Origin of the sequence: Cryobacterium sp. TMT2-18-2 (genome assembly GCF_004402245.1) — a bacterium.
GTDB lineage: Bacteria > Actinomycetota > Actinomycetes > Actinomycetales > Microbacteriaceae > Cryobacterium > Cryobacterium sandaracinum.
This window is the reverse complement of the sequence record NZ_SOFU01000041.1, coordinates 1-8,477: the sequence shown is the minus strand read 5'-3', so window position 1 is coordinate 8,477 and position 8,477 is coordinate 1. Positions and strand designations below refer to the sequence as shown.

The window sequence follows — 8,477 nt, the reverse complement described above, 5'->3', positions numbered from 1 at the left end:
TGGACGATCAGCCGCACCGGAACGCAGTACTGGCTTAGGCCACCGGTCGAGGTCGACCCGAAGCAGACGCTGATCGCACTGCCGAGCAAGCGGGCAGCGCTGTAGCGGTTGGTCTCGACGGGCTCGACCACCGGGGCTGAAACCACCGGAACGACAAAAGGTCCCCAATCTCTCGGGGGCCTTTTTGTCCAACTGGGTAGACGGCATAGCGAGGCTCAGCGCACAACCACGCCCCAGCACGCCGCCGCAACTTAAATCAGAGACGACTCCCGACCTCAGCCGGTCGGTGGAATGAGGCTTAGGACAGCGTCGAACTGAGCAGCAGACTCGTCTCGCTGTTAACGACGCCATCGACGGAGCGAATCTGGCCGAGTAGCCGGTCGAAGTTGCTCAGCGTGTCGGTCCGGATCTCGGCCACCAGGTCCCAGCCGCCGTTCGTGGTGTGTAGCGCCCGGACTTCGGGAAAGCCGCGAAGTTGGCTGATCGCCCGATCTGTTGAGCGGCCCTCGACCTCGATGAGCGCGATCGCCCGGATCGAGTCGGGATCCCGCTCTTCGCGAACCCGGACGGAGAATCCGAGGACGGTGCCCGAGTCCAGCAGCCGCTGCAGCCGGATGTTCACCGTTGCCCTCGTGACTCCGAGGTCATGGGCGAGCGTGGTGACGGGGGTTCGCCCGTCCGCCCGCAGCGCGCCGATCAGGCGGCGATCGAGGTCATCGAGCGTATGCATGATTCACACTGTACAGCCAGGAGAATCATCTTGAAAGATTTATGGAACATATTGGCTCGTTCTGCTCGTTACGCGTGCACATTGCTCGGTCATAGGCTGATTACAGAAAACAAAAAGAAAGTTGTCGTGGTGCGTTTCATGAACGTAAAAAACATCACCGCCCGGCCGTTCGGCTTCGACATCGTCGTGGTAGCGAGCGTGCGGGACGCGGTGGCGGGCGCCGACATCATCACGACCTCCACTACTGATAAGGCCCAGGCGGCGGGGCGCACGCACTACGACTAGATCGCCATCTTCGACTCGGTCGATTTTGCCATCGAGGACTTGTCGGTGCTGCGCTACCTGCGCGATTCGGTCCCCGGCGCCTCATTCTTCGTCGAACTCGATCTGATCGCCGGTCCCTTCGATCCCAAGAACCTTTTCGGTCTGGTCGCTGACGTTATCGTCTCGATTTCTGCTCGGCCGTAAGCGCCGGCTCTTTGGGGCGATGATCGGCGTGCCGTCATTGTTAAGTTCAACCACTGCGTCTCTCAAAACCTGATCAGGCATTGCCCTGCGTCGGTTTCTGACACGCTCCACCGAAATGCACGGCAGATTTCAACATCCGTTTCAAGAACATCCGTGAACTCGCCACTTAGTTCCCTCGGCCGCTAAGCCCGGAAACCTTTCGACCTGACGATCGGATGTCCAATATCCATATCAACGCCGGAGGTCATCATGGTCCAACCAAGGTCCGAGGTCGGGTCTGTCCCGACCGAGCCCGAGGGGCGCACAACCGAGCGCGCCCTGTCCCTGCCTCAGTCGACTGCACTGATTATGGGCAGTATCATCGGTGTCGGCATCTTCTCGCTGCCCTACGCATTAGCGTCGTATGGCCCGATCAGCCTGGTCGCCATGGGCCTCGCCACCGTCGGGGCGGTCGCGCTTGCGCTGATGTTCGCGGTGATGTCGCGACGCCTGCCGGCTGCTGGCGGACCGTATGCCTATGCACGCTCAGGGTTCGGCAACGCGGCCGGGTTCGTTAACGCCTGGTCCTACTGGATCACGGCATGGGCGGGCAACGCGGCGATCGTCGTCGGCTGGGTGTACTACGTCGAGCACTTCCTAAACAAGGACGGCGCGGTCGGCTGGTCCATCCTGATCGCCCTCGTCGGGTTGTGGATCCCGGCCGTGATCAACCTGACTGGCGTGCGCGCGATGGGTTCGGTCCAAGTCTGGACGACGGTGCTGAAGTTCATCCCGCTGGCCATCATGTCGACCGTCGGGTTGTTCTTCATCAAGGCGGGGAACTTCACGCCGTGGAACCTCAGCGGTGACAGCAGCCTGTCGGCGATCGGTGGAGCGATGGCGATCGCACTGTTCAGCTATTTGGGCGTCGAGACCGCAGCCGTTGCCGCAGCGAAGGTCCGCGATCCCGAACGAAATGTCCCGAAGGCGACCATCTACGGCACGCTCGCTAGCGCCATCGTCTACCTGCTGTCGATGGTTGCCGTGTTCGGCATCGTGCCCGCCTCGCAGTTGGCTATGGACGTGAACAAAGCGTCCTACTCCGTCGCGGCCAACTCGATCGTCGGCGGCGGTTCCTGGGCCGGGGACTTGGTTGCGTTGGCCGTCATCGTCTCCGGTATCGGCGCACTAAACGGCTGGACAATGATCTGCGCGGAGATGCCATTGGCTGCCGCGAAGGACGGGCTGTTCCCGGCGCGGTTCGGGAGCCTGTCGCGGCGCCGGGTTCCGGCCTTCGGGATCATCGCGTCCACCGGGCTGGCGTCGGTCGCCGTTGTGATCAGCTATCTGGGAACCAGCGGCTCAACGGTGTTCACCACCCTGGTCCTGATGACCGGGATCACGGCGGCCGTGCCCTACGCATTCTCCGCCTTGGTCCAGATCAAGTGGCGTTGGCGGGACAGCCACCCAGTCCACACGTCGAGGTTCGCGTTCGACGTGTCGGTGGCGGTCGTGGCGCTGATCTTCTCGGTCGCCTTCATCTACTACTCCAGGAACACCAGCGACTTGTGGTACGTCGTCTGGGGCCCGTTCCTGATGGCCGGCGGCGCGTTCGTCGTCGGGATCCCGGTCTACCTTGCGCAGCGGCACCGGATGACTAAGCCGGCCCCCGTGCCCGAGTACCGCTGAGCATTTACACCATCAATACAGTAAGGAATAGCCATGCCATTTCGTGTTGAATCCGAGGTAGGAGTGCTGCGCCAGGTGATCGTCCACCGGCCGGGTCTCGAGCTCAGCCGGTTGACCCCGGACAACGTCGAGGACCTGCTCTTCGACGACGTCATGTGGGCCGATCGGGCTAGGGAAGAGCACGACGCGTTCGTCGGCCAGCTCAGAGAGCGCAACGTGACGGTGCACTACTTCCGCGAACTGCTCGCCGCGGCGCTGGACGCGCCGGGTGCCCGGGAGTTCCTGCAGAAGTGTCTGACCACGGCCATCCGGTTCGGGCCCGCGCTGGATAAGCCGCTGGAGCGGATCGTCGACCAAACGTCGTCGGAGGTCCTTTCCGAGCTCCTGATCGGGGGCGTGCTCAAGAGTGACGTCATGCCGATGCTGCACACGCCCAGCCTTCTGATGGAGTCCCTCGGCATCGACGACTTCCTGCTGCGGCCCCTGCCGAACCACCTGTTCCAGCGCGATAACTCGGCCTGGATCTACGGCGCCCTGAGCATCAACCCGATGGCCAAGCAGGCCCGCAAACGCGAGACCATCAACTCCCGCCTGATCTACAAGTTCCACCCGATGTTCCGCGACGCCGGGCTGGAGATCGTCTACGGCGACGATTCCCTGCCCCACGAGCCCGCTACCGTCGAGGGCGGCGACGTGCTCGTGATCGGCAATGGGGTGCTGATGATCGGGATGGGCGAGCGGACCTCGCCCCAGGGTGTCGAGACACTGGCACGACTGCTCTTCCAGGGCGGCCATGTCCGCCAGGTGATCGTCGTCGAGCTTCCGAAGGAGCGGGCGTTCATGCACCTGGACACCGCCATGACAATGGTCGACAGCGACGCGTTCTCCCTGTATCCGTACCTGCCCGAAACGCTGCGCGCGTTCGTGCTCACCCCAGTGGGGTCCGGCGGCGACTACGACATTACGGAGCACACGGACCTGTTTCCTCTCGTGGCCGAGGCCCTCGGCGTCGACAAGGTTCGGGTCCTGCGCACCCCAATCGATCGCGCGGGTGCGCAGCGAGAGCAGTGGAACGATGGGAACAACTTCCTCGCCGTTTCCCCCGGCGTCGTGCTGGGTTATGAGCGGAACACTACCGCCAATCGATACCTCGCCGACGAGGGTATCGAAGTCGTACCCGTCGTGGGATCCGAGCTCGGCCGCGGCCGCGGCGGTCCGCGATGTCTGTCCTGCCCAATCGAAAGAGATGCGGTGATCCTGTGAGCTTTAACCTGCACAACCGGAGTTTCCTTAAGGAAGTCGACTTCACCCCGAAGGAGTGGAAGTTCCTCCTCGGGCTGGCCGCGGACCTCAAGGCCGCCAAATACGCCGGCACTGAGCTGCCGCGGCTAACCGGGAAGAACATCGCCCTCATCTTCGAGAAGACCTCCACCCGGACCCGCTGCGCCATGGAGGTCGCCGCGCACGACCAGGGCGCCCACGTGACCTACCTCGATCCGAGCGGGTCACAGATGGGGCACAAGGAGTCCGTTAAGGACACCGCGCGGGTGCTGGGCGGGATGTTCGACGCCATCGAGTATCGCGGCTCGGCGCAGACCAACGTCGAGACACTGGCCGCGTCGTCAGGTGTGCCGGTGTGGAACGGGTTGACGGACGAGTGGCATCCCACCCAGGCGCTGTGCGACATGCTCACGATGCGCGAGCACTCCACCAAGAACGACCACGAGATCGCCTTCGCTTACCTCGGAGACGCGCACAACAACGTCGCGAACTCGCTGCTGGTGGCAGGGGCGCTGATGGGCATGGACGTACGCATCGTGGCCCCCCGCCCTCTGTGGAACACCGACGGTGTGATCGCGGCCGCCCAGACGATCGCCGAGAGCACGGGCGCGCGGCTGACCCACACTGAGGACGTCGCCGAGGGCGTGGCCGGGGTCGACTTCATCTACACCGACATCTGGGTCTCCATGGGCGAGCCCAAGGAAACTTGGGACGAACGCATCGCCGCCCTGCTTCCCTACCAGGTCACCGTGGACGTCTTGGCTAAGACCAGCAACCCCGACGTCAAGTTCATGCACTGCCTGCCGGCGTTCCACGACCGGAACACGGCCGTCGGGGAACAATTGTTCAAGCAGACCGGCCTCGGCGAGCTTGAGGTCACGGACGAGGTGTTCGAGTCGTCCAGCTCCATCGTGTTCGCTCAGGCCGAGAACCGGATGCACTCGATCAAGGCGATCATGGTCGCCACCCTGGGGTCCTGATGCGCATCGTGGTCGCTCTCGGCGGCAACGCGCTCCAGGAGCGCGGCGCCCCGATGACGGTGCAAAACCAGCGTGCCAACGTCGCCAAGGCGTGCGCCGCGCTGGCGCCAATCGCCCAGGAGCATCAGCTGGTGATCTCCCACGGCAACGGGCCGCAGGTCGGGCTGCTCGCGCTCCAGGCGGCCGCCTACGACCACACGTCCGAGTACCCTTTCGACGTCCTGGGCGCCCAGACCGAGGGAATGATCGGGTACATGATCGAACAAGAACTCGGCAACCGACTCCCGTTCGAAAAGTCAATCGCGACGATCCTGACAATGACCGAGGTGGACCCGGCGGACCCGGCGTTCAGGGACCCGACGAAGTTTGTCGGGCCGGTGTACGACGCCGACGAGGCGCGTCGCCTGGCGGTGCTGCGGGGGTGGGTCGTCAAACCCGACGGCGACCACTGGCGTCGGGTGGTGCCCTCGCCCATGCCGCAGCGGATCTTCGAGCTGAGCACGATCAAAACGCTGGTGGAGGCCGACACGGTGGTGATCTGCGCCGGCGGCGGTGGCATACCCACCATGTACCAGCCCGGCTCCCGCAAACTCATCGGCGTCGACGCCGTGATCGACAAGGACCGGGCCAGCGCGGTGCTGGCCCGGGACCTCAAGGCCGACTCCCTAGTGATCGCCACCGACGCAGACGCCGTCTACACCGGCTGGGGGACGCCAGAACAGCGCGCCATCATGCTCGTCCACCCGGACACGCTCGCGCGCTTCGACTTCCCGGCGGGCTCGATGGGACCCAAGGTTGAGGCGGCGATCGACTTCGCCCGCAACACCGGTCGCGACGCCTTCATCGGATCCCTGACAGAATTGCCGGAGCTCCTGGACGGAACCGCGGGTACCCGGGTCTCCGTGACAGCCAACGGCGTGGCCTACCGCTGACCCCACCGCGGTCCCACGACGCCGGTCCACGGCGGCTGACGGGGACGACAGAAACCTGCCCGGGCCGACTCAACGGTCCGGGCAGGTGCGCGTAAACGACAGGTTGGGCAGCGCGACCTTCTCTCGCAACCAGGTCATGACAGGAGGAAGCCTCGATCCATTGGTGAGGCGTGGAAGTTGACGGCGCGTTAAACAGAGAATGCCTTCCAGATCAGGAAAAATAGAACTTACTTAGGGTTCATTTCGACTGACACAAGAGGCATCTCGTAGTTGCAAGTTTTTCATAGATCCAAGGCCTTGTCAGCGTCCTTCGATGACACCAATCTCGTGTCGGCCGCCGGGCTCGTCCCCGCGATAATGCTGGCCGCCTCCACAGGCCTGGGCAAGCTGGCCAGCCGGTGGTTGAGGTTGCCGGGGCACTTCAGCGAACGCCGGGTTAGAGGTCACCGCGTTGGTCGCGGGGATGCTCGCCGGCGCCGATTCCATCGATGACATGGCCCTGCTCCGCCACGGCGGGCTGAAGAAAATCTTTGTCGAAACCTACGCACCCTAGACACTGGGCTCGTTCCTGCGGGCGTTCACTTTCGGCCACCTTCGTCAGCTCGACGCAGTCGCCGCGCGGTGGCTGGTCAACGTCGCCCAGGTCGCACCGATCGTGGCTGGGATCGATGACTACGCCCTGGTCGATATCGACGACAACATCAATGAAGTCCACGGCTACCAGAAACAGGGCTCCGGCTACGGATACTTTGGAGGGCGCGGGCTGAACGCGTTGATCGGGATCGTTTCGACGACGTTTTCCGCGCCGGTCATCATCGGTGCCCGGCTCCGGAAAGGCGCGGCGGGGTCTCCGCGCGGAGCGGGAAAGTTCGTCGGCGATGTCCTCGCGACCGTGAAACGGTTGCGATCCGCGACCGCGGCCGGCGCGAAAGTCTCAATCACCGCCCGGATGGATCCGGCCGTGAATCGCGCTATCGCCACTATTCCTGACGATGCCTGAACGAAGATTGAGTACACCGACGCGATCCGGGACGAGGCCACCGGCACCTGGATTTCCTTCGCTGAAGTCGCTGACGTGCCGGTCACCGCGTTCAGTTCGAGGAAGATCAGCGAACGCATCACGGGATGCGTGGTCGTGCGGCGGATCCCGGAACTGGACCCGTTCGACGGTGCCCGGCCAACGCCGGCCTCACAGACGGTGCACTGGCACACCGACAGTCAGGCAAATTCACCGCTAACGCCGCCTGGCTGGTGCTGGCCACGATCGCATTCAACCTCGCCCGCGCCGCCGGCACCGTCGCCGGCAGCACCCTCGGCGAGGCGCGCAGCGGCACGATTCGCCGCAAACGGATTCAGATTCCGGCCCGCGTCTCGACCTCGGCCAGAAAACACGTCCTGCACCTCCCGGCCAGCTGGCCCTGGGAAACCGGCTGGACAGCCCCGTTTGCGGCGGCCTGCGGCCCGCCACGAACGGCCACCATCTGACCACCCAACCCCACGGCGCAAGCAGACCAGGAACACCACCGGCAGCAAGGCCGGCCGCTTCGCCATGCCCACCGTCAGAAACTTCAGTTCACAGGCCGGCGACCCGGCTCAGCCACGCTGACCGGTGGATCGAGGCTTAGAGGGACGTAACCAAGCCACATCCGAACGGTTATATGAATCATCGAAATTTGCCTCGACTATCCACAATTTTTCCGGCGATATCGCTCAGTCGCCCATCCGTCGTCCGCGCATGAGTGCGCAAGGGTGAGAACGCGACGCCCATAGGCACTCCGTACTGCTGAGCGAGGACCCCTTTCGCTTCCTGACTTCGCCAGGCTCCAGCTGATGAGGTAGCCGACGGTGACGAATGCAACGTACTCACAGGCGCGCTCTGCACCAAAACCCTAGCTATCGTCGCCCCTGTCGACGGCCACGACCGCGACCTCGACCGCGATCAGGATTCCCGCGAGAACAATGACCCATACGTAGAATTCGCTGGGGCCAAACGAAGGTTTAAGGGAATCGTCTCGAATCGTGCACGGCGATCTCCGCAACCCAAATGGCAATGACTTCAGTTAGGTGGGGNTGGGGCTGCCCCGAGTTCAGTTGACTCAAAGGGTTAGTGGTTTCAGGCGGCCTTGAGGGCCACGTTTATTGTCTCAAACTCGATCGGGGTGAGCTTACCGAGGCGGCGTTGCCGGCGCTTGCGGTGGTAGGTGCGCTCGATCCAGACCACCATCGCCAGGCGCAGTTCCTCCCGGGTTTACCACCGCTGCCGATCGAGGACGTTCTTCTGAAGCAGGGCGAAGAACAACTCCATCGCCGCGTTGTCACCGCATGCGCCGACGCGGCCCATCGACCCGGTGATGCCGTTGTTCTTCAGCACCCGCAGGAACGCGTTGGAGCGGAACTGGGAGCCTCGGTCCGAGTGCA

At 63.8% G+C, this 8,477-nt stretch carries 7 protein-coding genes and 2 pseudogenes; 7 read left to right on the top strand and 2 right to left on the bottom strand.

The window, feature by feature from the left end; all coding sequences use genetic code 11:
* Positions 1-298 precede the first annotated feature (298 nt).
* Positions 299-730, bottom strand: coding sequence for an Lrp/AsnC family transcriptional regulator (locus tag E3O22_RS14810; protein WP_134396339.1), 432 nt, complete (start codon positions 728-730; stop codon positions 299-301).
* 138 nt (positions 731-868) lie between these two features.
* Between E3O22_RS14810 and E3O22_RS15995 the strand changes: the two genes are divergently transcribed.
* The 7 genes and pseudogenes from E3O22_RS15995 (at position 869) to E3O22_RS14780 (ending at position 7,544) form a co-directional block, all read left to right on the top strand.
* On the top strand, positions 869-1,015 hold the full coding sequence (locus E3O22_RS15995) for a hypothetical protein (RefSeq protein WP_166784670.1): 147 nt from the start codon (positions 869-871) through the stop codon (positions 1,013-1,015).
* Positions 1,016-1,060: 45 nt separating this feature from the next.
* Positions 1,061-1,198, top strand: coding sequence for a hypothetical protein (locus E3O22_RS15990; RefSeq protein ID WP_166784669.1), 138 nt, complete (start codon positions 1,061-1,063; stop codon positions 1,196-1,198).
* 249 nt (positions 1,199-1,447) lie between these two features.
* Positions 1,448-2,866, top strand: a complete 1,419-nt coding sequence (locus tag E3O22_RS14800; protein WP_134396336.1) for an amino acid permease — start codon at positions 1,448-1,450, stop codon at positions 2,864-2,866.
* Positions 2,867-2,899: 33 nt separating this feature from the next.
* Positions 2,900-4,129: an arginine deiminase gene (locus E3O22_RS14795; protein ID WP_134396334.1), complete on the top strand. Its 1,230-nt coding sequence runs from the start codon at positions 2,900-2,902 to the stop codon at positions 4,127-4,129.
* Positions 4,126-5,127 carry an ornithine carbamoyltransferase gene (gene argF, locus E3O22_RS14790; RefSeq protein ID WP_134396332.1) on the top strand — a complete coding sequence of 334 codons (1,002 nt, stop codon included), beginning with the start codon at positions 4,126-4,128 and terminating at the stop codon, positions 5,125-5,127. The genes E3O22_RS14795 and argF overlap by 4 nt, the downstream gene beginning before the upstream one ends.
* Positions 5,127-6,059 carry a carbamate kinase gene (gene arcC / locus E3O22_RS14785; protein ID WP_134396330.1) on the top strand — a complete coding sequence of 311 codons (933 nt, stop codon included), beginning with the start codon at positions 5,127-5,129 and terminating at the stop codon, positions 6,057-6,059. Before argF ends, arcC begins: the two co-directional genes overlap by 1 nt.
* A gap of 270 nt (positions 6,060-6,329) precedes the next feature.
* Positions 6,330-7,544: pseudogene (locus E3O22_RS14780) on the top strand (IS1380 family transposase).
* Positions 7,545-8,172: 628 nt separating this feature from the next.
* Here E3O22_RS14780 and E3O22_RS14775 read toward each other — a convergent pair.
* Positions 8,173-8,477: pseudogene (locus E3O22_RS14775) on the bottom strand (IS3 family transposase); the annotation flags it as partial.

Excerpts from the sequence above, each read along its gene's own strand:
- E3O22_RS14810 (WP_134396339.1), bottom strand. The coding sequence starts at position 730 with ATGCATACGCTCGATGACCTCGATCGCCGCCTGATCGGCGCGCTGCGG.
- E3O22_RS15995 (WP_166784670.1), top strand. The coding sequence starts at position 869 with ATGAACGTAAAAAACATCACCGCCCGGCCGTTCGGCTTCGACATCGTC.
- E3O22_RS14800 (WP_134396336.1), top strand. The coding sequence starts at position 1,448 with ATGGTCCAACCAAGGTCCGAGGTCGGGTCTGTCCCGACCGAGCCCGAG.
- E3O22_RS14795 (WP_134396334.1), top strand. The coding sequence starts at position 2,900 with ATGCCATTTCGTGTTGAATCCGAGGTAGGAGTGCTGCGCCAGGTGATC.
- arcC (WP_134396330.1), top strand. The coding sequence starts at position 5,127 with ATGCGCATCGTGGTCGCTCTCGGCGGCAACGCGCTCCAGGAGCGCGGC.